This is a genomic window from Caloramator sp., from assembly GCF_020054765.1.
GTDB lineage: Bacteria > Bacillota > Clostridia > Clostridiales > Caloramatoraceae > Thermobrachium > Thermobrachium proteoclasticum.
Window position 1 is genome coordinate 47044 of the sequence record NZ_JAIHAO010000012.1, and the last position, 24293, is coordinate 71336.

General features: G+C 30.2%; 21 protein-coding genes and 1 pseudogene. All 22 read right to left on the minus strand.

What is annotated here, in order from left to right; all coding sequences use genetic code 11:
* Window positions 1-114: 114 nt before the first annotated feature.
* The 22 genes and pseudogenes from JG776_RS06115 to ylqF all read right to left on the minus strand — a co-directional run bounded on the left by JG776_RS06115 (window position 115) and on the right by ylqF (window position 24265).
* On the minus strand, window positions 115-4407 hold the full coding sequence (locus tag JG776_RS06115; RefSeq protein WP_291965673.1) for a PolC-type DNA polymerase III: 4293 nt from the start codon (window positions 4405-4407) through the stop codon (window positions 115-117).
* Window positions 4408-4422: 15 nt separating this feature from the next.
* Entirely contained in the window at window positions 4423-5049 is a 627-nt protein-coding gene (locus JG776_RS06120; RefSeq protein ID WP_291965675.1) for a glycosyltransferase family 2 protein, read from the minus strand.
* Between the two features lie 22 nt (window positions 5050-5071).
* Window positions 5072-6121 carry a flavodoxin-dependent (E)-4-hydroxy-3-methylbut-2-enyl-diphosphate synthase gene (ispG, locus tag JG776_RS06125; RefSeq protein WP_291965677.1) on the minus strand — a complete coding sequence of 350 codons (1050 nt, stop codon included), beginning with the start codon at window positions 6119-6121 and terminating at the stop codon, window positions 5072-5074.
* Window positions 6122-6138: 17 nt separating this feature from the next.
* A complete protein-coding gene (gene rseP, locus JG776_RS06130; protein ID WP_291965679.1) occupies window positions 6139-7149 on the minus strand; it encodes an RIP metalloprotease RseP in 1011 nt (336 codons plus the stop codon).
* A gap of 13 nt (window positions 7150-7162) precedes the next feature.
* Window positions 7163-8311, minus strand: a complete 1149-nt coding sequence (locus tag JG776_RS06135) for a 1-deoxy-D-xylulose-5-phosphate reductoisomerase (RefSeq protein ID WP_291965681.1) — start codon at window positions 8309-8311, stop codon at window positions 7163-7165.
* Window positions 8308-9243, minus strand: coding sequence for an AI-2E family transporter (locus tag JG776_RS06140; protein WP_291965683.1), 936 nt, complete (start codon window positions 9241-9243; stop codon window positions 8308-8310). Before JG776_RS06140 ends, JG776_RS06135 begins: the two co-directional genes overlap by 4 nt.
* Before the next feature lie 5 nt (window positions 9244-9248).
* Window positions 9249-10037, minus strand: a complete 789-nt coding sequence (locus JG776_RS06145; protein ID WP_291965685.1) for a phosphatidate cytidylyltransferase — start codon at window positions 10035-10037, stop codon at window positions 9249-9251.
* 13 nt (window positions 10038-10050) lie between these two features.
* On the minus strand, window positions 10051-10815 hold the full coding sequence (locus JG776_RS06150) for an isoprenyl transferase (protein WP_291965687.1): 765 nt from the start codon (window positions 10813-10815) through the stop codon (window positions 10051-10053).
* Window positions 10816-10892: 77 nt separating this feature from the next.
* Complete coding sequence (locus tag JG776_RS06155) at window positions 10893-11075, minus strand: hypothetical protein (protein WP_291965689.1); 183 nt, start codon at window positions 11073-11075, stop codon at window positions 10893-10895.
* 1 nt (window position 11076) lies between these two features.
* A complete protein-coding gene (frr, locus tag JG776_RS06160; RefSeq protein WP_291965691.1) occupies window positions 11077-11634 on the minus strand; it encodes a ribosome recycling factor in 558 nt (185 codons plus the stop codon).
* A 17-nt stretch (window positions 11635-11651) separates the two neighbouring features.
* Complete coding sequence (gene pyrH, locus JG776_RS06165) at window positions 11652-12362, minus strand: UMP kinase (RefSeq protein WP_291965692.1); 711 nt, start codon at window positions 12360-12362, stop codon at window positions 11652-11654.
* Window positions 12363-12448: 86 nt separating this feature from the next.
* Window positions 12449-13366: a translation elongation factor Ts gene (gene tsf, locus JG776_RS06170; protein WP_291965694.1), complete on the minus strand. Its 918-nt coding sequence runs from the start codon at window positions 13364-13366 to the stop codon at window positions 12449-12451.
* 66 nt (window positions 13367-13432) lie between these two features.
* A pseudogene (rpsB, locus tag JG776_RS06175) lies at window positions 13433-14057 on the minus strand (30S ribosomal protein S2).
* 199 nt (window positions 14058-14256) lie between these two features.
* Window positions 14257-15036, minus strand: a complete 780-nt coding sequence (codY, locus tag JG776_RS06180; protein ID WP_291965696.1) for a GTP-sensing pleiotropic transcriptional regulator CodY — start codon at window positions 15034-15036, stop codon at window positions 14257-14259.
* Window positions 15037-15050: 14 nt separating this feature from the next.
* The gene (hslU, locus tag JG776_RS06185; protein WP_291965698.1) at window positions 15051-16439 is read right to left on the minus strand and encodes an ATP-dependent protease ATPase subunit HslU; all 1389 of its coding nucleotides are present in this window, start codon (window positions 16437-16439) and stop codon (window positions 15051-15053) included.
* Between the two features lie 14 nt (window positions 16440-16453).
* Window positions 16454-16984, minus strand: a complete 531-nt coding sequence (gene hslV, locus JG776_RS06190; protein WP_291965700.1) for an ATP-dependent protease subunit HslV — start codon at window positions 16982-16984, stop codon at window positions 16454-16456.
* 175 nt (window positions 16985-17159) lie between these two features.
* On the minus strand, window positions 17160-19211 hold the full coding sequence (gene topA / locus JG776_RS06195; RefSeq protein WP_291965702.1) for a type I DNA topoisomerase: 2052 nt from the start codon (window positions 19209-19211) through the stop codon (window positions 17160-17162).
* Between the two features lie 59 nt (window positions 19212-19270).
* Window positions 19271-20335: a DNA-processing protein DprA gene (gene dprA, locus JG776_RS06200; RefSeq protein WP_291965704.1), complete on the minus strand. Its 1065-nt coding sequence runs from the start codon at window positions 20333-20335 to the stop codon at window positions 19271-19273.
* Window positions 20336-20344: 9 nt separating this feature from the next.
* Entirely contained in the window at window positions 20345-21865 is a 1521-nt protein-coding gene (locus JG776_RS06205) for a YifB family Mg chelatase-like AAA ATPase (protein WP_291965706.1), read from the minus strand.
* A gap of 416 nt (window positions 21866-22281) precedes the next feature.
* Entirely contained in the window at window positions 22282-22641 is a 360-nt protein-coding gene (locus JG776_RS06210) for a YraN family protein (protein WP_291965708.1), read from the minus strand.
* A gap of 9 nt (window positions 22642-22650) precedes the next feature.
* Window positions 22651-23406: a ribonuclease HII gene (locus JG776_RS06215; RefSeq protein ID WP_291965710.1), complete on the minus strand. Its 756-nt coding sequence runs from the start codon at window positions 23404-23406 to the stop codon at window positions 22651-22653.
* On the minus strand, window positions 23396-24265 hold the full coding sequence (gene ylqF / locus JG776_RS06220) for a ribosome biogenesis GTPase YlqF (RefSeq protein ID WP_291965712.1): 870 nt from the start codon (window positions 24263-24265) through the stop codon (window positions 23396-23398). The genes JG776_RS06215 and ylqF overlap by 11 nt, the downstream gene beginning before the upstream one ends.
* Window positions 24266-24293: the final 28 nt, after the last annotated feature.

Consider the following 24293-nt stretch of genomic DNA (forward strand, 5'->3'; position numbering starts at 1 on the left):
CAAAAAATAATTCATTATATACAAAAAACATAAATATAGAGTGGGTTTTGCCCACTCTGTGTCAAATATATTAAGCACAATATTATTATAACACCATAATAAATTTATTTCAAGTTAAAACAGAGAAAGTTGGTTAGTTTCTGGTAATCCCTTTAAACATCCATGGGAATCTAATATCTCAATGACTGTTTTTGTTGCCTTCGCTCTAATTCTTAAATCCTCCTTTGAGACAAAAGGACCTTGTTCTCTTGCTGCAACAATATTTCTTGCTGCATTTTCTCCAACACCTTGAAGAGCTCTAAATGGAGGTAATATCCCTTCTTCAGTTATTAAAAACTTTACTGAATCTGATTTATAAAGATCTACAGGTATAAATTTTAAACCTCTCTTATACATTTCAAGTGCTATTTCTAATATAGTCATTAGACCTTTTTCCTTTTGTGAAGCCGAATTTCCTAAAGATTCTATTTCTTTAATTTTGCTGATTATTGCTTTTTCACCCTTTACTATCAAGTCTGCATCGAAATCATCTGCTCTTACAGTAAAGTACGTAGCATAATATGCTTCAGGATAGTAAACCTTAAAATATGCTATTCTAACAGCCATCATAACATACGCAACTGCGTGTCCCTTTGGGAACATATATTTTATTTTATTACAAGATTGTATATACCAATCTGGTACATTGTTTTGTTTCATTACTTCAATATCTTCATCCCTTAAACCTTTTCCTTTTCTAACCCTCTCCATAATATTGAAGGCTGTTTTTGGTGGTACTCCACTATAAATTAAATATAACATTATATCATCTCTGGTACATATAACTTCTTTTAATGTAGCAAGCCCCTGTCTTATTATATCCTGTGCATTATTTAACCAAACATCTGTACCGTGGGATAATCCAGATATTCTAACTAAATCTGAAAAATTTTGTGGTTGTGTATCAATAAGCATTTGTCTAACAAATTTTGTTCCAAATTCCGGCAATCCCAATGTTCCAACTTCACAGTTTATATCTTCCTTTGTTATTCCTAAAGGTTCTGTTGATGTAAATAATTTTATAACATTTTTATCATCTAAAGGAATATCCTTAGGATCTATCCCTGTTAAATCCTGAAGCATTCTTAAAACAGTAGGATCGTCGTGACCAAGAATATCAAGCTTTAATAATCTACCACTTATAGAATGGTAATCAAAATGTGTTGTAGTAACCTCAGAATTAACATCATCCGCAGGTTTCTGTATCGGTGTAAATTCATATATTTCCTTATCTCTTGGAACTACCATAATACCACCAGGGTGTTGTCCCGTAGTTCTTTTAACACCTGTACACCCCTTTACTAACCTTTCCATTTCAGCAGATGTTGCTTTAATTCCTCTCTCCTCTAAATAGTTTTTAACAAAACCATAGGCTGTTTTTTCTGCTATAGTACCAATAGTACCTGCTCTAAATACATGGCCTTCACCAAATAACTCTTCTGTATATTTATGTGCAACCGGCTGATATTCTCCTGAGAAATTTAAGTCTATATCTGGCTCCTTATCACCTTCAAAGCCTAAAAAGACTTCAAAGGGTATATCAAAACCATCTTTCTTATATTTTGTATTACATACAGGACAATTTTTATCTGGTAAGTCAACCCCTGCTCCAACGCTTCCATCAAGAAAAAACTCAGAATTTTTGCAATTTGGGCAAACATAATGTGGTGGTAAAGGATTAACTTCTGTAATTCCACACATTGTGGCAACAAAGGAAGAACCTACAGACCCTCTGGACCCTACCAGGTAACCATCATTTAATGATTTTGCAACCAGCTTATGTGCAATTAAATACAAGACAGCATAACCATTATTAATAATTGAATTTAACTCCTTATCAAGGCGTTTTTCAACAACTTCAGGAAGTTTTTCTCCATAAATGCTATGTGCATTATCCATAGTCATTTTTCTAATTTCTTCGTCTGCTCCATCAATCTTAGGTGGGAATGTTTCTTCTGGAATCGGCTTAATCTCTTCAACTAAATCCGCAATCATATTTGGATTCTTAATAACAACTTCATAAGCCTTTTCTTCACCTAAATATTTAAATTCCTCTAACATTTCATCTGTTGTTTTAAAATATAATGGTGGCTGATTATCTGCATCATCAAATCCTTGTCCTGCCATTAGAATTCTTCTAAAATACTCATCATGTGGATCAAGAAAATGAACGTCACCTGTTGCAACAACAGGTTTTTTATACTTCTCACCTAATTCCACTATCCTTTTATTATATTCATATAATTTATCTACACTATCAACCTTTCCATTTTCATATAAAAACATATTATTTCCTATAGGTTGTATCTCTAAATAATCATAAAATTTAATTATTTCTTCTAATTCCCTTTCAGATAAATTATTTAAAATGGCCCTATATAGCTGTCCTGCTTCACAGGCAGTACCTATTATTAGTCCATCCCTCATCTGTTCAAGTAAGCTTTTAGGAATTCTTGGTCTCTTAAAGAAATAATTACAATGTGCCATAGAAATCAATTTATATAAATTGTATAGACCTTGATAGTTTTTAACTAATATAACAATATGATAGGTATCTGCCTTTTTAATATCAAAATTACCGCTATATTGTAAATTTATATCTGAAAGCTTAGAAATTTCCTTTTCCTTTAGCATATCAATAAATTTTAAAAATATATGAGCTGTTGCTTCAGCATCATCAACAGCTCTATGATGATTTTCTAAACTTATACCTAAATGTTCAGCTATTACATTAAGTTTATGTCTCTTTAAATCAGGTAACAACCATCTTGCTAAAGGAAGTGTATCTAAAATAGAATAGTTAAACGGTAAATTAAACTTTTTAAATTTTTCTCTTAAAAATCCTGTATCGAATTTTGCATTATGTGCTACTAAAACACCCTCCCCAACAAATTCTATGAATTTTGGAAGTATATCTATAATTGTTTCTTTATCCATTACCATTTCATTAGTGATGCCAGTAAGTTTTTGTATTTCTTCAGATATATGTCTCTCAGGATTAATTAATACAGAAAATCTATCTACAATCTGGTAATTTTTAATTTTAACAGCACCAATTTCTATTATTTCATCTGTCTGTGGATTAAAACCTGTAGTCTCTATATCAAATACAATAAATTCTCCATCTAAAGAACAATCCTTTGGATTGTAAACTATTGGTTCACCATCATCTACCAAATATCCTTCCACACCATATATAACCTTTACACCATATTTTTTTGCTGCATCCATAGCTTCTGGAAATGCCTGCACAACTCCATGATCTGTTATTGCTATTGCCTTATGTCCCCATTCTTTAGCTCTTTGGATTAGTTTTGTAGCTGAACTTACTCCATCCATTCCACTCATTTGTGTATGAAGATGTAACTCAACTCTTTTTTCTTCACAATTATCCATTCTCTTTGTTTTTTCTTTTTTATCAATAAACTTAGCCATTATTACTATTTCATTTACAAACTTATCATATGTTGCTTCACCAATTACCTTTAAATAACTTCCTTCTGAGATTTGCGATTTAATTTCATCAATTTTTTCAGGCTTTGGAAATAATTTAACTGTAATTGAGCTTGTATAATCTGTAATATAAAATGACATAATATATTTTCCATTTTTAGTTTCTTTTATATCTACTTTAAATACCTCTCCCTCAATTTCTACTATCCCAGAAGTTTCATTTATAGAAACTATTTTAGCAGAATCAGCCTTTATAGGTTTTCCATAAATATAAGGATTGTCATTATTACTATTATTGTTATTTATATTTTTATCATCAGATTCAATCTTAATTGGTATATTTTTTTCTCTAACTTCTTGTATATATTGATTTATAAGTTTGCTGTCTTCATCATATTTTAATTTATTATAATCATCAATTATCAATTCATCATATTGGAAGTTTATATTGATATTTTTATTAAAAATGTTATATAATTCCTTCTTTATTATTTTATCAATTTGTCTACTTTTTAACATATTTACAGTAAACTCATTATCTATGTTAAATTCAATATTTTCATTATTAATTTTAAACTTACTTGATGTTAAAACAGAACATATTGAGGGATATTGCTTTAAAATATCCCTCAATATTATTCTAAAACTTTCTTCGTTTATGTTTTGATAATCCATATTTTTACTGATATAATCTATATATAGTTCTAAATTATTATCTAATTTTAATTTATTTTTAAAGGCATCAATAAGTTTTGTTTTTAATTCCTGATTTGTCTCAACATATGATTTTATAAATACCTCGTATTTTTTTGTTTTTTTATCTACAATTACCTTCTCAACATATAATTTCTCCAGTATTTCATTATTATTGAAATCTGCAACATCGATTAGCACTTCACTTAATGCTTTGGACATTATTAAACCTCCTATTTATGTCCTTAGACACTTTAGTATATCATAGTACATCTTTAATCTTGCTTTAAATCCTCTAACGAATCCTAATTTTTCTTCCTTCATTATATGTGTCAAATCCTTCATTTCAACATTTTTAACTTTAAATTGCATTCTTTGTACATGCTTAGTTAATGCAACTTCAACGCCATATTTAGTAATATCCATATTATCCATTGTTTCTAAAACAAATCTCTTTAACGCTCTTTGACCAGATAGGTTTGGAGCTACAAATTGTGCTAAATCAGTTGCAAACCTTCCACTTGAAAATATACCAACAGACATATCAGCTTCATTACATAAAACAGGATTTAATAAATCAAGGACATGATTTGGTGTAAGACCAATTAAATCAGCATCTAATAATAAAATTATATCTGCATCTGAATTTTTAAGCCCAATTTTAATAGCAGCTCCCTTTCCCATATTTTTTGCATTATCAATAACCTTTATCCCTCTGCTCTTTGCAATTTGTGAAGTATTATCATTAGAACCATCATTTACTACAATAATATTTCTAATACAATCAACCTTCTTAACAACATCAATCACATCCCCAACAGTTTTTTCCTCATTATAAGCAGGAATAATACAATCAATAAACACATAAATTCCCCCTTAGTAACTTTTACAATTTGTTAATTTCTTCTATTAATTCACTAATAATATTTTCTTCACTTACCTTCTTAATTATTTTACCTTTTTTAAATATTAATGCCTCTTTTATTCCTCCTGCTATACCTATATCTGCTTCTTTTGCCTCTCCTGGTCCATTAACAACACAACCCATTACAGCGACTTTTATAGGTTTATTAATATTTTTAAGCTCTTCTTCTACTCTTTTTGCAAGTCCTATTAAATCAATTGATGTTCTGCCGCATGTTGGACAAGAAATAATTTCCACTCCAAATCTTCTAACCCCACAAGCCTGTAATATCTCTTTACCTAATTTTATTTCTTCAATAGGATCATCTGTTAATGATACTCTTATTGTATCCCCAATACCGTCTAACAAAAGAGCTCCTATTCCTATTGCAGACTTTACTGTACCACTGTAGATAGTTCCTGCCTCAGTTACACCTAAGTGGAGAGGATACTCAGTATTTTTTGATAATAATCTATAGCTATCTACCATTTCCTTAACATTTGAGGATTTCACAGAAATTACTATATCATTAAAATTATATTTTTCTAATATCTCAACATTTCTTAAAGCACTTTCCACAAGTGCCTCTGGGCAAGGTCTCTTATATTTTTCTAATATTTCCTTTTCAAGCGAACCAGAATTAACTCCAACTCTTATAGGTACAGAATAAAATTTTGCTGCATCTACAACTTCCTTTATTCTTATCTCACTTCCTATGTTCCCCGGATTTATTCTTAAGGCATTCGCTCCATTTTCAACTGATTTTATTGCTAACCTATAGTCAAAATGTATGTCTGCAACTAAAGGTATATTAATCTGCTTTACAATTTCCTTTATTGCATCAGCCGCTTCAAAGTCAGGTACCGCAACCCTAATTATTTCACACCCTTCACTTTGAAGTCTTTTTATCTGTTCAACAGTTTTATTAACATCTCTTGTATCTGTATTAGTCATAGATTGGACAGATATAGGACTATCCCCTCCAACAAATATGTTTCCAACTTTTACTTTTTTAGTTCTTCTTCTATTCATAAGTTATCACCCTACGCTTATAATAATTTAAACCTAAGTATATCTTTATAGGTTATAAATATTGCAAATAATATTAAAATAGTAAACCCTATTAAATTAACAATACCAATTTTATTCTCATCTATTTTTTTTCTTGTTATTCCTTCAAACAATAATATTATAACCCAACCGCCATCTAATGCTGGGAAAGGAATTAAATTTAAAACTCCCAAATTAATGCTAAGTAATGCTGCAAAGGATAAAAGACTCAATATACCATATTTTGCAGCTTCTCCTGACATTTTGACAATCGCAACTGGTCCTCCGACATCCTCAGATGAAATATTTCCTCTTAGAGCTCTTCCTAAAAATATACCCATTTGTTTTACTGTAAAAACTGTTTTGTTAAATCCCTCAGCTATTGATGTTATTACACCGGCCTTTTGTACAGTTGGGACAATTCCTATAATATATTTACCCCTTTCTTTACTATAAACAGGCGTAACTGTAATTTTTTTTATAACATCATCTCTTTTTATTGTTAAGTCTATAGGTTTTCCCTTATTTTCTGATATTTCTATAATGAAATCCTCCCAAGTTTTAACCTTTTTATTATTAACTTCAATTATTTTATCATTTACCTTAACACCAGCATTATATGCAGGAAGACCAACTTCTACTTCACTTATAATTGGTCTTACAACCCCTGCGTTATAAGCAATAATAGCAAATAATATTATAGCTATAACGAAATTCATAAAAGCACCTGCTATAATAACTATAAGCCTTTTCCAAGGACTCTGATTACAAAATGCTCTCGGATCATTAGAATCTCCCTCTTCACCTAACATTTTTACATATCCCCCGATAGGAAAAAGCCTTAAAGAATAACTTGTTTCCCCCTTTTTAAAACCAAGTATCTTTGGTCCCATTCCTATTGCAAATTCAAGAACTTTTATTCCAGATAACTTTGCAGTAACAAAATGGCCAAGTTCGTGACTTGTTATCAATAACCCAAAAACAAAAATCGTTGCTAATAACGTTTGCATATAAAACACCACCCTATTTTATTATATTTCTAACATATTCTCTTACTTCCTTCTCTAAATTAATAATAAAATCTAAATCAAATTTATAGTTCACCTTAAAGTTATTCATAGCATCTTTAATTATAATTGGAATATCTAAAAATTTAATCTTATTGTTTAAAAATAAATCTACTGCTTCTTCATTAGCAATATTACATACTGCAGGCATAGTTCCTCCAATTTTTCCAGCCTCATAGGCTAATTTTAAGCACTCAAACGTTTCAACATCTGGCTCCTCAAATGTTAAAGTATTGTATTTTATTAAATCAAGATATCCAATTAATGACTCTGTTCTATTTGGATATTCAAGGGCATATTGAATTGGGTGTCTCATATCAGTATTAGATAGCTGTGCAATTATTGAACCATCTTTATACTCCACCATAGAATGTATAATACTTTGAGGATGTATGACAACCTTTATATTATTATAATCAACATCGAACAAATAATGTGCTTCTATGACTTCTAATCCTTTATTCATCAATGTTGCAGAATCTATAGATATTTTTTTACCCATATTCCATCTTGGATGTTTTAGAGCCATCTCTGGAGTAACTTCAGTTAAATCTTCCTTCTTCTTACCTCTAAATGGTCCTCCTGAAGCTGTTAAAATTAAATTATTAACTGCACTCCTGCTTTCTCCATTTAAACACTGAAAAAGAGCACTATGCTCACTATCTACTGGAATAATTCTTGATTTAGATTTTGATAATTCATCTTTTATTATACTTCCACCAACAACTAAAGTTTCTTTATTAGCAAGTGCAATATCTTTACCTTCCCTAATTGCCGCAATTGTTGGCCTTAAACCAATCATACCAACAACAGAAGTTAAAACTATATCTACATTATGTAATGTACTTATAAATTCTAAACCCTCAACACCAGAAAGTACCTTTGTTCCAATATTAGAAACTCTGTCCTTTAATTCACTTACTAAATTTTCATTCATTATTACAACATATTCAGGACTGAATTCTTTAACCTGCTCAACTAATTTATTTATATTAGAATGTGCAGACAAAGCTACAACATTAAACTCATCCCTTTTATGACGTACAACCTCAAGTGCTTGAGTTCCAATCGAGCCTGTAGAACCTAATATAACTAATTGTTTCATATAATTCTCCTTTCTATATCAATAAGTTCTTTTGTAAAAATAATCATAAAGGGTCCAAATATAACTCCCCATAACTTAAATATTATAACCCCTACATACAATGCAAAAAGTGAAATAACAGGATGTATCTTTAAAGAACTTCCTACCATCTTAACCTGTAATATTTCTCTTATTATCTGCAACAATGCATACAATGATATAAGACCTATAGACAAAAAGTATTTTTTATCTATAAATGCTAATACACTCCAAGGTATAAAAATTAATGCAGGACCTAAAACAGGTAACAAATCTAGTATACCACAAATTATTCCTATAGTTAATGCATTTTCAATGCCTAATACAAAAAATCCAGCTATTGTAAGTATTGTAGAAATAACTACTAATTTTAATTCAATTAATGCAATAGAAGTTAATTTAATAAATGAATTTATAAATGCAGCAATATACTTATTATCAATGCTTAGAATAATATTTTCAGATATTTTATTAAAATCTAAACTTAAAATTATACTAATTATAAAAACTATAAATATTTTAAGTAACTCATTTATAGTACCCATTGTTTTATCTAAAAAATTAAAGTCACTGTTTCTTAGTGTAGTTATTTTCTCAATAACATAATTTATTTGATCGTTATATATTTTATTTGATATCACTATGTATATTTTATTTACTTCGTTAATTATATATTTTATAAAAATATATGTCAAAAAGGCTAAGACTAAAAATATAAAAATATAAGATAAACTAACTGCTATATTTCTATTTATTTTTAAACTTACTATCTTTTTTATAAAAGGTTCCATAAGTAGTGCAATTAAAATTGCAACAAGAAATGGCCATAAAAAAACAAGGCATAACTTAAGAATAATGATAACTATTAAATCTACCACTATTATCTTAAGTAATGCCTTTATATTAATATTCATATATATCATCCTAAAATAATTGCTATATAATAATATACGACAGGAATGATAAATAGTATGCTATCAAATCTATCTAAAATTCCTCCGTGTCCAGGCATTATATTTCCATAATCCTTTATGCCTACATGTCTTTTTATTAATGAGGCTGAAAGGTCACCTATCTGTGATACAACAGCACCAATTATTCCTAATATAATTAATTGTATATATGTAATTTCAATATTACCATTAAAAATCTTCCAAATAACAAGACCTACTATACTTCCTAATATTCCTCCAATAGAACCTTCTACTGTTTTTTTAGGGCTAACCTCTGGACACAACTTTCTTTTTCCAAAAAACATACCAGTAAAATAGGCAAAAGTATCACAGCACCAAGCAATTAAGAAAACCATCCATATTAATTTATTTCCATTTTTCATCTCATTTATTTTAACAAGAAGATTAAAAAAGCTAATTATATATATATATCCAACAACAGTAAATGCTGAAGATATAATAGAATACTTTTTATTAAAAATAGGATAGGCCATTGATATTAAAAGTAACGTATAAATTAAAATAGTATTATACTTTGACAAATCAGATGTATAAAATATAAATTGATTTATTAAATAAAATATAATTAATAAAGGAGTAATAATCCTATATTTTTTTTCAAAAGCATTTATATACTCATATACTGCTATAGCAGTTACCACTGATACACCAATCTTTAAAATCAAGCCCCCTGATATTACAAAAAAAAGCAATATTGGGATAGCTACTAATGCACTTATTATTCTCGTTTTCATAACTTCACCTTCTCTATTTTATACCACCAAATCTTCTATCTCTATTTTGATAATCATATATAGCTTTATATAGATGTTCTCTATTAAAATCTGGCCAATATATATTTGAATACCAGAATTCTGTATATGCTACTTGCCATAATAAGAAATTGCTCAATCTATATTCACCACTTGGCCTAATTAATAAATCTGGGTCTGGCATATTTGCAGTATATAAATTACTACTTATCAATTCTTCATTAATGTCTTCAATATCTATTTTATTTTCCTTTATAAGCTCTGCAATTCTAATTACTGCATTTTTTATTTCATCTCGACCACCATAATTTAATGCAAGATTTAATACTAAACCAGTATTATCTTTGGTTTTTTCATAAGCATTTTTCAATTCTTCCTGACAAACCAATGGTAATTTACTTATATCTCCAATAGAATTAACTACAACATTATTTTCATGTAATTCCTGAACTTCAGATCTAAGATACTCAACCAGTAAATTCATAAGTGCATTTACTTCATCACTTGGTCTCTTCCAATTTTCTGTTGAAAAAGCATATAAAGTCAAATATTTTACACCAAGTTCAGAACTTGCCTTAACAATTTCCCTTATAGTTTCTACACCTGCTTTATGTCCAAAAGTTCTTGGTAAATTTCTTTGTTTAGCCCATCTACCATTACCATCCATAATTATAGCAATATGCATTGGAATTTTATTTTTATCAATCATTTCTAAAAAATTTTTTGATTCATTCTTTTTTTTCTTATTAAAAAATAACATTGTTACCTCCCTCATAAAAATAAATTTTTTATGCCAAAGCTTTAAGCTTTGGCATTATAGACTTTATTTATTTTTTATTAAAAATAAGAATAGTATATTTTTATGGAGGCCTCTTCTTCTATCTTAATAATCCTTTTTTCATCACCTATTTTAACGCCCTTAGGATTATCTACTTCTATTAACTCATAATTTATTCCACTTTTCTTTAAATAGTCTTCTATATCCTCTAATTTATGAGCTAAAAAATTCTTCACATCCATATTATACAGTTAATATCTCCTTTTCCTTTGCTTCTACTAACTTATCAATCTCTTTTATAAAATTATCAGTTATCTTTTGAACTTCTTCCTCAGTTCTCTTTATTTCGTCCTCTGAGAAATTACCTTCCTTTTTAAGTGCCTTTAATTTGTCATTAGCATCTCTTCTTACAGATCTAACTGCAACTTTAGTGTCTTCCCCGTGCTTTTTAACAACTTTAACAAGATTCTTTCTTGTTTCCTCTGTAAGCTCTGGAATAACCAATCTTATTACTTGACCATCGTTTGTTGGATTAATACCTAAATCAGATTTTTGAATAGCCTTTTCAATATCCTTTAATGCATTTTTATCCCAAGGTTGTATTACTAAAACTCTTGGTTCAGGAATTGAAATTGAAGCAAGTTGTGCAATATGAGTTGGTGTTCCATAATAATCAACAGTTATTTTGTCAAGCATTGCAGCATTTGCTCTTCCAGCCTTTAATCCTTGTAATTCCTTCTTAAGAAGCTCAATTGATTTTTTCATTTTTTCTTCAGAAGCAACAATTACTTCCTTAATCATTTAAAAAACCTCCTTTATTAATTTTCAACAACAGTACCTATATTTTCTCCAAGTACTGCCCTTTTAATATTTCCAGGTTCATCAAGTGCAAAAACTATGATTGGAATATTGTTATCTTTGCATAATGATGTTGCAGTAGAATCCATTACCTTTAAATCTCTTTCTAATACCTGCATAAAAGTCAATCTATCAAACTTCTTAGCATCTTTATTTTTATTTGGATCTGAGTCATAGACACCGTCTACTTTTTTTGCAAGTAGTATAGCTTCTGCCTCTATCTCCGCAGCTCTAAGTGCCGCTGCTGTATCAGTTGAAAAATACGGATTACCAGTTCCTGCTGCAAAAATAACAACTCTACCCTTTTCAAGATGTCTTACCGCTCTTCTTCTTACAAATGGCTCTGCAATTTCCCTCATTTCTATTGCAGTTTGAACTCGGGTTTTAACACCTATTGATTCTAATGAATCCTGAAGAGCCATGGCATTTATACAAGTTGCAAGCATACCCATATAGTCGGCTGTTGTTCTGTCCATATCTATTCCGTTTCTACCTCTCCATATATTACCTCCACCAACAACACAACCAACTTCAACACCCATATCTACGATATCTTTAATCTCTTCAGAGATTCTTTTAATAACATCAAAATCAAAGCCATAGCCCTTTTCACCTGCAAGAGCTTCACCACTTAATTTAATCATAACTCTTTTATATTTTGGAGCTGTCATCTTATTACCTCCAACTTAATATATTCTACCAAAAATTAAAATATCCTTCTTAAAAAAAGAGAACACAGGTGTGTTCTCTTTTAAAATTACGCCCTTGTTTGCTTCATAACTTCTTCAGCAAAGTTTTCTTCTTTCTTTTCTATACCTTCACCCTTTTCAAATCTTACAAACTTCTTAACTGTAAGTTCTGCATTTGCTTCTTTTGACTTTTCTTCAACAAACTTTCTTATAGTCTTGTCTTGATCTCTTATCCATAATTGCTCTATTAAGCATACTTCCTTAAAATACTTTTGTAGTCTACCTTCAACCATCTTTTCAACTACTTTTTCTGGTTTTCCTTCGTTTAGAGCTTGTTGTCTATATATTTCTCTTTCTTTTTCAATTACTTCTTGTGGTACTTCTTCCTTTACAATGTATAGAGGATTTGCTGCAGCTATTTGTAATGCAAGTTCCTTTGCAACTTCCTTTGCAACTTCATTTGTTGCTCCTTCAACTTGAACCATAACAGCTATTCTTCCACCACCGTGGATGTAGTCCATTATAACACCATTTTCTACATTAAATCTTTCAAATCTTCTAAATGTCATATTTTCTCCAAGCTTTGCTATTAAAGCTGTTATAGCTTCCTTTACAGTCATATTTTCATCTGCTATGTACTTTTCTTCTAATATTTCTTCAACTGTATTAGCCTTTGAATAAGCTGCTTGCTTAGCAAGATTCTTAGCAAGATTTACGAAATCTTCATTCTTACCAACAAAGTCTGTTTCACAGTTAACTTCAACAACCGCACCTGTCTTGCCATCTTCTGTTATGTATGTTTCTACAACACCTTCTGCAGCAACTCTTCCTGCCTTTTTAGCAGCAGCTGCTAATCCCTTTTCTCTAAGGATTTCAATAGCCTTTTCCATATCTCCTTCTGCTTGAACAAGTGCCTTTTTACAATCCATCATTCCAGCACCAGTTCTTTCTCTTAGTTCACTTACCATCTTAGCTGTAATTTGCATAACCGATTCCTCCTTAATGTTATTAAAGGTAAGGGTTAAGATACCCTTTACCCTTACCTTTTAATATTATTCTGCTAATTGTTCACCTTGTCTTCCTTCAAGTACAGCATCAGCTATCTTTGATGTAATTAGCTTAACTGCTCTTATTGCATCATCATTACCTGGTATTACATAATCAACATCATCTGGATCGCAGTTAGTATCAACTATACCAACTACTGGTATACCAAGTATTCTTGCTTCTGCAACAGCATTCTTTTCCTTTCTTGGATCAACAACGAAAAGAACAATGTTATCCTTATCAATTCTATTTAGCTTAGCTAATTCCTTGATTCCTCCAAGGTTCTTTTCAAGCTTTTCCATTTCATTCTTTAACTTAATAACTTCCTTCTTTGGAAGTAGATCGAATGTACCATCTTCAGCCATCTTTTGAAGTTCATTTAGTCTTGCTAACTGAATCTTGAGCTTGCTTTTTTGTTCCTACGAATAAAATTTCTTTTCCTTCTGCTGCTGCATTCTTAACAAATTCATATGCTTCTTCTAATTTCTTTGCAGTCTTTTGAAGGTCAATGATGTAAATACCATTTCTTTCAGTGAAGATGTACTGTGACATTTTAGGATTCCATCTTCTTGTTTGATGTCCAAAATGAACACCCGCTTCTAATAATTGCTTCATTTGAATAACTGACATATTGGCACCTCCTGGTTTTATTCCTCCACTCTACTCATTTTTTTAAAAGGCCTTATTACAGGCACCCTTTTAAAAATTGTAGAGTGTGTGTTTTTTTCACGATTGATAGTATAACATAGATTTGTCATATAATCAATAATTATTTTAACAAATAAAGAAAAAATTATTCATATTTTTTACAAAAGAAAGAAGCTAAAAATTAGCTTCTTAGCTTCTTTAACTCATCAAGTAACTTATCGTTTAGTATCTTTATATGTGTACCCTTCATACCAAGTGATCTTGATTCAATTACACCAGCACTTTCAAATTTTCTAAGTGCATTTACTATTACTGATCTTGTTATACCTACTTTGTCAGCAATTTTACTTGCTACAAGTAGGCCTTCATTTCCTTCAAGTTCATTGAAGATGTGTTCAACTGCTTCTAATTCTGAATATGAAAGTGTTCCAATTGCAAGTTGAACAACTGCCTTCTTCCTTGCTTCTTCTTCAATCTCATCCTGCTTTGATCTTATTATTTCCATACCAACTATAGCTGCACTATATTCAGCAAGAACTAAATCTTCATCTGTAAATTCTTCACCAAATCTTGCTATTAATAATGTACCTAATCTTTCTCTATTTCCTATAATAGGAACTATAGTTGTTATTTTGTCTCTAAACAGGCAGTTAACATCATTTTCAAATACACAAATACCCTTTGATTTTATATTTGATCTTGTTTCTGATATTTGCATTAGGCTATTGTTGTAATCTTCTGGGAACTTTTGTTCTCTAATAACAGTATTTTTAACTATATCGCATTCAAATTCGTCTCTTAATTGATATCCAAGTATTTTTCCCTTTCTACTTACAACATAGACATTGCAGTTCATAACCTCACTTAGGGTCTTGCAAATATCCCCAAAAACTACTGGTTCTGTTGCTGATTTTTGTAAAATTTTATTTAACATTCTTGTCTTCTCAAGTAAGCTGTACATAGTCATTCTCCTTTCTAAATTATATAATTTTTTTCTGAAGTATCTTTAACCAATTCTGTGGTTCTCTGCTTTACATATTCTCTATTAATAGTTACAATTTTTTCTTCTAAGTCTGGTGCTTCAAAGGAAACATCTAAAAGAACTTTTTCAATTATAGTATGAAGTCTTCTTGCACCAATATTTTCACTTGTCATATTCATTTTATATGAAACTTCAGCAATTTCCTCTATACCATCTTCAGTAAATATTAATTCTATTCCTTCCACCTTGAGTAACTCTTTATACTGCTTAATTAAAGCATTTTTGGGTTCCATCAATATCTTAATAAAATCCTCTTTAGTTAAATCATTTAACTTGACTCTAACTGGAAAACGCCCTTGTAGTTCAGGTATTAAATCTGACACCTTTGAAACATGGAAAGCCCCTGCAGCTATAAATAATATATGATCAGTTTTTACTGGACCATATTTTGTATTAACAGTACTTCCCTCTACAATAGGTAGTATATCTCTTTGGACACCCTCCCTTGAAACATCAGTACCACTCTTATTGTTTTTGCCAGCTATTTTATCTATTTCATCAATAAACACAATCCCATCTTCTTCTGCTCTTTTTACTGCTATTTTATTTATTTCATCTAAATCCAGTAATTTATTTGCTTCTTCATTTTTAAAAATATTAAGTGCATCCTTTACCTTTACTTTTTTAGATTTTTTCTTTTTTGGAAGAATCCCACTTAATAAATCTTCAAAATTTATGTTTAAATCACTTATATTCCCACCAGCTATAACCTCAAATGGAAGTGTTGAACTATCTTCTATTTCTATTTCTATTTCCACATTGTCAAGCAAACCCTGTTCAAGCTGGTGCAATATCTGCTGACGTTTTAAATTAATATCTTCTTCACTTTCATTAAGGCTTACATTTTTATTTTCATTTTGAAATCCCAAAATATAATCAAATGGATTTCTATTTGTTTTCTTGTTTGGTAGAGGTGCTATTACATCAACTACCCTCATTTTTGCCATTTCAAGTGCCTTTTCTTCTACCTCTTTAATTTTTTCTTCCTTTACAAGCCTAATTGAATTTTCTACCAAATCTCTAATTATGGAATCAACATCCCTTCCAACATAGCCAACTTCAGTAAATTTAGTTGCCTCTACCTTTACAAAAGGTGCATTAACAAGTTTTGCTAACCTTCTTGCTATTTCTGTCTTACCTACACCAGTTGGACCAATCATCAAAATGTTCTTAGGAATTATATCTTCTTTTATATCATCAGATGCTAATCTTCTTCTATATCTATTTCTTAAGGCAACTGCCACCATCTTTTTAGCTTCATTTTGACCAATAATATATTTATCAAGTTCTTGAACTATTTTTTTCGGAGTTAATTGTTCCATTTATATCCCCCCATTTAAAGCTCCAACACATTAATATTGCTGTTTGTATAAACACATATCTCAGATGCAATTTCTAAAGATTTAAACGCTATTTCCCTTGGGGTAAGTGTTGTATTTTGCTTTAAGGCTCTTGCTGCTGCAAGTGCATACATACCTCCTGAACCTATTGCAGCTATCCCATCATCAGGTTCTATGACTTCTCCACCACCAGATATTATTATTAGAGTTTCTTTGTCAGCTGCAATCATTAGTGCTTCAAGTTTTCTGAGTGCCTTATCACTTCTCCAGAAACTTGCAAGTTCTACAGCAGCCTTTCTTAAATTACCATTATATTCGGTTAGTTTATCTTCAAATTTTTCAGCAAGTGTAAAGGCATCCGCCACTGAACCAGCAAAACCAATTAAAACTTTATTATTATATATTTTGCGTATTTTATTTGCAGATGATTTTATAATGGTATTTTCTCCAAAAGTTACTTGTCCATCACCTGCAATTGCCACCATATTATCTTTCTTGACAGCAACTATTGTCGTTGCCTTAAACATATCAATAACCCCCAATGCCATTTATAAAATCATTTTTTAAAATTTTTTGAATTGTTTATTTCCCATCAGCAATATAACTATAACATAATGCAAACGATTATGCAACATATTTTTTATTATTTTCGACAAATTTTTTAATTTTTACAATAAGATTTGTGCAATTTTTCTGATTTTATTATTTGCAATTTTTATTTATACATACAAGCTTTTTTTCTCCTTTAACATTCTTTTCATAAAGTGTTTCTCCACATTTTGGACATTTCTCATTTGTAGGTTTATCCCAACTTACAAAATTACATTTAGGATAATTGCTACATCCATAAAATGTCTTTCCCTTTTTACTCCTTCTTATAACAACCTTAGATCCACATAATGGACAATTTACATCAAGTTCATCTAAAATTGGTTTAGTATTTTTACATTCAGGATAGCCTGGACAGGCAAGGAACTTTCCGTACTTACTCTTTTTTATTACCATATTCCTTCCGCATTTTTCACATTTTATTTCTGTAACCTCAACCTTTTCTTCTATTGAAATCTTTTCAATTGTATGCTCAGCTAACTCAATTTGTTTTTTCAAAGGTTTAAAGAACGAATCAACAACTTCAACCCAATTCTCCTGCCCTTCCTCTATCTCATCAAGTTTTTTTTCCATTTCCGCAGTAAATTCAACATCAACTATATCCTTAAAGTTCTCGCTTAAAAGCTCAGTCACTATTACACCTAATTCTGTAGGGACAAAATACTTCTTTTCCTTTTCAACATAACCACGCTCTAATATAGTAGTAATAATTGGTGCATATGTACTTGGTCTTCCAATTCCTTTTTCCTCAAGAACCTTTACCAGTGTAGCTTCTGTATATCTTGCTGGTGGTTGAGTAAAGTGTTGTTTGCTATCTAAATTAATTAACGATAATACGTCATTAATATTTATTTCTGGTAACTTTGCTTCTTTTTCATCTTCATCCTGTTGATATACTGTTAGGAACCCATTAAATTTTAAAATGCTACCTGTAGTTTTAAATTGATAATCACCTGCTGTAATATCAACAGATGTAGTATCATAAACAGCTTCAGACATTTGACTTGCTATAAATCTATTCCATATTAGATTGTATAATTTGTATTGATCATTAGTTAAACAATCCTTTATCTTATCAGGATGTCTATTAACCGAAGTAGGTCTTATTGCTTCATGGGCATCTTGAATGTTTCCCTTTGTTTTATAATTTTTAGTTGTATTAGTCACATATTCTTTTCCAAAATTATTAAGTATGTAGTCCTTTGCCTCCCTTTGTGCTTCTTCTGATACTCTTACCGAATCTGTTCTCATATAAGTAATTAAACCTACAGTACCTTCACCTTTTATATCTATACCTTCGTATAGCTGCTGTGCTATAGACATAGTCTTTTTAGTTGTAAAATTCAACTTTTTGAAGGCCTCTTGTTGCAATGAACTTGTTGTAAAAGGTGGCATTGGACTCTTTTTCTTTTCTTGTTTTTTAACATTTACAACTTTGAATTCTGCATCTTTTATATTGTTTAATACTTCATCAACTTGTTCTTTATTTTTAAGTTCTATTTTTTCATTTGCTTTTCCATAGAATTTAGCTTCAAACTGTTTATTTTTATCCTTCAATTTTGCGGTTATAGACCAGTATTCTTCAGGTACAAAATTATTGATTTCCTGTTCACGTTCACAGATTAGCTTTACTGCTACTGATTGTACTCTACCTGCAGAAAGCCCCCATTTAACCTTTTTCCATAAAATAGGGCTTATTTCATAACCAACTAATCTATCTAATACTCTTCTTGCTTGTTGAGCATTTACTAAATTCATATTTATTTTACGGGGATTTTTAACAGCCTCGTTTAAAGCTTTCTTGGTTATTTCATGAAATTCTATTCTACAATCATCGTTAAAATTAAGGCCCAGAATGGTAGCAAGGTGCCAAGATATAGCCTCTCCTTCCCTATCTGGGTCTGTTGCAAGATAAACCTTTTGACATTTCTTTGCTTCCTTTTTTAACTCGTCAATAAGTTTACCCTTACCTCTAATTGTAATATACTTAGGTTCATAGTTATTATCTATATCAACACCTAATTGACTTTTAGGTAAATCTCTAACATGTCCCATAGAAGCAGCAATTTTATATCCTTTTCCCAAAAATTTTCCTATTGTTTTTGCCTTTGCAGGTGACTCAACTATTACAAGAGATTGAGCCATTCTAACACCTCCAGTAACTATTTAGCAATAACTGTATTATAACAGAAAATTTTATAAAATCAAGATTTTATGATAACATAATTTCCACCATAAACCCTCTTGATTATTCCTTTACATTCAAGAATGGTTAATTTTGATAACAAAAAACTTGTCTCATATTTACATTTTAATTTTATTTGTTCAAAGGTTATATTTCCTTCATTAATATAATTTATTATGTTTTTTTCATACTCATCTAATTCTATATTATATTTATCTGAATTATTTCTTATACCAAATTCTTCGAGTATATCATCAATTGAATCTATTAGTTTTGCACCTTCCTTTATAAGCTTATTGCAACCCTTACTCTGTTCTTTATATATATCACCTGGAACTGCAAAAACGTCTTTTCCTTGTTCTAATGCATAATTTACTGTTATCATTGAGCCGCTGTTTATCCCTGCTTCAACCACTAAAACAGCATTAGATAAACCACTTATAATCCTATTTCTTTCTGGAAAATTAAAACTAAATGGTTTAACATCAGGCAAATATTCTGTAAAAACACAACCATTATCAATTATTTTATTCATTAATTTTATATTTTCCTTTGGGTAAATATTATTAAACCCAGAACCTAAAACAGCAATTGTAAATCCATTAGAATCTATTGCACCATTATGTGCTTCTGTATCTATTCCCCTTGCCATTCCACTTACTATCCCTATATTATATTTTGATAGCTCTAAGCTAATTTTATATGCAACTGTTTTACCATAATTAGTTGCTCTCCTGGAGCCTACAATAGCTAAAAGCTGTTTTGGTAACATAATATTTCCTATGTAAAATAATCCTATTGGTGCATCATCAATTGTTTTTAAAAGACAAGGGTAAGTATCATCTGTCATAAACACAAATTTAAAATTTTTCTTTTCCATCTGTTTAATTATCTCTTCAACGTGTTTTAAGTCTTTATTCTTAATTATATATTCAGCTGTGATAATATCTATACCCATATAAACTAATTCATCAATTTTTTTATTGAATATTTCCTTCGGTGTCATATTTAAATTAATTATTTCTCTCTTTATCCTTCTATTTATTTTCAACATAAAAAACCATAAATTATATTCTAAACTCATAAATTTCACCTACTTCAACAAAGTACCATCTAATTTTCTATATTGTAATGCCTCTGCAATATGATTTGATTTTATATTTTCACTCTCATCTAAATCTGCTATTGTTCGTGATATCTTTAATATTTTGGCATAGGATCTTGTTGTCATATTAAATCTTTTATAAGCATTTTCTAATAATTTTTCTGCATCCCCATCTAACCTACAATATTTTTTAATATGCTTTGATTTCATATTTGAATTATATAAAATTCCATCATTTTTAAATCTTTTCGCCTGTATTTCTCTTGCCTTTATAACCTTTTTTAATATCTCAAGTGAACTTATCTCATCCTTACTATCCTGCAATTCTTCAAATTTCACAGGTGAAAGTTCAATATGTATATCTATTCTATCCAAAATAGGGCCAGATATCTTTGATAAATAATTTTTTATCTGTAATTCAGTACATTTACACTCTTTAATTTCTGAACCATAATAACCACAAGGGCAAGGATTCATAGCTGCAACAAGCATAAATTTTGCTGGGAAAGTATATTTAGCTTTTACTCTTGAAACTGTAACAATCCCATCCTCAAGAGGCTGTCTTAAGGCCTCGAGAGCATCTCTTTTAAATTCAGTAAATTCATCTAAAAATAAAACTCCATTGTGTGCTAAAGAAACTTCACCTGGAATGGGAACTGTTCCTCCTCCAATTAAAGAATTGGTGGATACATTTACATGTGGATTCCTAAAAGGTGGATAAAATATCATACTCTCATCCTTTAAAGCTCCAACAATACTATATACCTTTGATACTTCTAAACTTTCTTCATATGTAAGATATGGCAAAACAGTTGGTATTCTTTGAGCTATCATTGTCTTTCCTGATCCTGGTGGCCCATACATTAATATATTGTGAAAACCTGATGCTGCTATTTCAACAGCTCTTTTAGCAAAACTGTGTCCCTTTACTTCATTAAAATCAATTGCGTACTTTACATTTGTAATATCATACTTTATAGTTAAAACCTTCTCTAATTGTATTTCTCCATTTAAATAATCAATAACTTCACGTAGACTATTTACAGGATATATGTCTATTCCATCTATCATTTTAACTTCATTTATATTGTCTATTGGAATAAATACCCTTTTAAATCCCTTTGACCTTGCTTCTATTATCATAGGGAGAAGTCCTCTTACTCTGCGAATATCTCCATTTAACGCAAGTTCACCTACAAAAATATCCTTTTCTATATTACTGTTTATATAGCCACAGGCCTTTAAAATTGAAATTGCTATAGGTAAATCAAGATGGTTACCTTCCTTTTTTATTGAAGCTGGTGCAAAATTAACCAAAACTTTACCCTTTGGAAATTCAAGACCTGAATTTTTAATTGCACTTCTGACTCTTTCTTTAGACTCTTTAATAACGGCATCTGGTAGCCCAACCATATTAAAGGCTGGAAGTCCGTTTTGAATATCAACTTCTATATCTAAAATGTATCCATCCAAACCCATTAAAAAAATAGAGTTTACTCTACTTATCATAAAATCCTCCCCTTATACAATACAATTTATTGTAAATTATATCCTCCTTTTAAATAGTTTAATCATATTAACGACAACAAAAAAAACCGTGAATAATATAATTCACGGTCAGGCTATTGTAAAATTTGTATATTGAATAGCCCCATTAAGGATTTCTTGGGCATACCTTCATTTCGCTAAGCAATTCTAAGCTTTTCTTTGTTTGAAAAAGTCCTACCCTCGCGATGCCATCATCCTGATGGCGGCTCGGCTCGGCACATCCTGTACCGAATTACGGACTTTTTCAAAGTCGAAAAGCAACAATTGCTAAAGCTCATGAAAGAGCCTATCAAAATCCTTTCATGGGGCTTTTTCATACTTTAGCTAACAAACAGGTATGTCAACAAGCTGACCGTGAATAATATAATCCACGGTTACTAAAAAGCATCTTTTATTAAATTAATATTTTTTATTGTATTCCTGTCCTTATCTAAATAAACTTCAACAACATCAAATCTTATATTGTAACCTCTATGTCTATTTTCATTTAAATATCCTAATGCAACCTTTTTTATCTTGTCAATTTTTTTATAATTAACTGCTTCACAAGGTAATCCATATTTTATAGAGCTTCGAGTTTTAACCTCAATAAAAGAAATACAATCCTTTTCAATAGCAACTATATCTATTTCTCCAAACTTATTTTTATAGTTTGTTTCAACTACCCTATAACCATTTTTAATTAAAAAATACTTCGCAGCCTCTTCCCCTAAATTACCCAATACCCTATTGTTCATTCTATCACCCTAAACTATATTCTTTATAAAACTTCTTCTATGTATTTCACATGGCCCATACTTCTTAATTGCCTCAATATGTTCCTTTGTCCCATATCCTTTATTCTTTTCAAAAGAATAAAATGGATATTTTGAGGCAATTTCATCCATAAATTCATCTCTTTCCACCTTTGCAATAATAGATGCAGCACCTATAGATACTGATAAATCATCTCCCTTTATTAATGAATCTGAATCAATTCCCAAATCAATCTTTACAGCATCTATTAATATAAAGTCCGGCTTAACACTAAGTCCCTCTATTGCTCTTTTCATTGCAAGCTTAGTGGCATTCAATATATTTAGTTCGTCTATCTCCCTTTCTGTTGCAAAAGCTATTGAATATGCTATACAATCTGCCTTTATTTTTTCTGATATTTCTTTTCTTTTTGTATCTGATAATTTCTTTGAATCCTTTATTTCATATATTGGATTATTTAAATCTAAAATAACAGCTGCTGCATATACAGGACCTGCAAGAGGACCTCTACCTACTTCATCAACACCCGCAATAAACCTATAACCTTTATTTAATAAATCTTTTTCGTAGGTTAATCTTTTATGATACTCCTCTACTAATTTTTGATTCCTTTTAAATTTATTCTCATATTTTTTAAATAGATTAACTATTGATTTTTTCTCCTCATCAAAGTAGGAAGCCTTTAAACTTAAAAACTCTTCATAGGATGAATTTTTTATTAAATCCTCTAACTCCTTAATCTTCATTTTGCACCTCTTCTTCATATGTTGGAGATTCCAATGTAATTTTTCCTAATTTACCAGATCTATAATCCTCAAAAAGAATATTTGCAGCACGCAATGTATCTATTTCACCACCCGATACAATGCAACCCCTCTTTTTACCTATTTCCTTCAATATCTCAATAGCTGTTTTATCCATATCAACTTTGTATCTCTCTTGTATACACTTTGGAAACTTATCCTTCATCTCATCAATAAATTTCAATGACAATTCTTCTATATCGATGATTTCTTCCTTAATAGATTTTGTATAGGCTAAATGTAGTGCGACCTTCTCGTCCTCAAACTTAGGCCATAATATACCTGGAGTATCTAATAGTTCAAACTCCTTATTTACCTTAATCCATTGTTTAGATCTTGTAACCCCAGGTAAATCACCTGTTTTAGCACTTGATTTATTTGAAATCTTATTTATAAAGGAGGATTTACCTACATTTGGTATACCAACAACAAGTGCACGTATAGGTCTTCCTACAATTCCCTTAGCAGCCTTTCTTTCAAATTTGTCCTTTACTGCCTCCTTTAAAACAGGATATACCTTTGATATATTTTTACCAGAAACCGAGTCGATGTCTAAAGCGTATATTCCCTTATCTTTAAAATATTTTATCCATTCTCTTGTTATCTTTTCATCAGCTAAAGTACACTTATTCAACAATACTACCTTAGGTTTATTTTTAATTAATTCATCTATATCAGGGTTTTTACTACTTACAGGTATCCTCGCATCTAAAAGCTCTATAACAACATCAATTATTTTTAAACTCTCTTCTATTTGTCTCTTTGTTTTCACCATATGCCCTGGGTACCATTGAATATTCATCTTATCCCCTCCTTTTGTAATTATATAA